This window comes from Cellvibrio sp. GW822-FHT04B05 (genome assembly GCF_058800985.1).
Genome location: NZ_JBXAMU010000014.1, coordinates 1 through 1,070, shown reverse-complemented (window position 1 = coordinate 1,070; position 1,070 = coordinate 1). Strand labels below are relative to the sequence as shown.

At 49.5% G+C, this 1,070-nt stretch carries 1 pseudogene; it reads right to left on the bottom strand.

Annotated features, from left to right (window positions below):
- Positions 1–1,060 (bottom strand): annotated as a pseudogene (locus AC1RJL_RS19855) (IS3 family transposase); the annotation flags it as partial.
- Positions 1,061–1,070 lie beyond the last annotated feature (10 nt).

Sequence of the window (1,070 nt, the reverse complement as noted above, 5' to 3'; positions counted from 1 at the left end):
TTGACTCGCTCTGCCAATGCATTCTGGTAACAGTCATAACCCTCTGTCATTGAGGGTGTTATACCAGCCTCCTGCAGTACCTTCTGGTATTCACTCGAACAGTACTGTGAGCCCCGATCCGAATGATGTATCAAGGGGCTTGTGTATCTCCTTGTACCTACGGCCATGTTCAACGCCTTCACTACATCACTGGCCTTCATCTCGCGACTGACCTCGTATCCCATGATTTTGCGAGTACAGGCATCCGTCACCAGCGATAAATAATGCACGCCCTCGTCACTCTCCAGATAAGTGATGTCACTGACAAATACCTTTTCCGGTTGATCGGCACACACCGCTGCCAGCAGATTGGGATGCTTGCGCATCCAGTGTCGGCTAAACGTGGTTTTGGTGTAGTTTTTCCGGGGTTTAACCAATAAACCAGCGTGTCGCAAATAATCAAAAAGCGCGTCTCGCCCCAGCTTTATACCTTGCTCTCTCAACAGGGGCTGGATCAGGTAATGCAACTTTCTTGTGCCCAGTCGAGGCATAAAGCGGCGCACCTTCATGACCATATCTTTCACCGGAGCCAACTCCCTGACGCGCGCATCCGCGCGCTTTTCACGTTGGTAAATCGCTTGCCGACTAATCCCCAAAAATGCACAGGCTTTGCTGAGGCTTAACTTTCCGGTTTCTTGAAGACGTCTCGCTCCCTGGCTAGATACTTTTTTCTAAGGTCTGCTCCATATTCTTCATCCATGATGTTGACCATTTCATTGAGCAGTAGATTGCGCAGGCGCTCGTCCTCAAGCTCGCGCTCAAGGCGTTTGATTTTTTGGGCAGGGGTTTCGGTTGTTGAACGTATCCTGGACATAGTCAGTGTTACCGGTTGAGTCCAGTCCATTTTACCGTGCTTTCGTAGCCAGGTGAGCACCGTGGATCGCCCTTGTATGCCATAGGTTGCTTGCGCTTGCTTATAGGTCATATCGCCTTTTTCAATAGCATCAACGACCTGTAATTTAAAGCCTAACGTGTAATCACGCTGGGTGCGTTTTATGGGAGGAGTAACGGTTGTTTCCATAATAGGTCTC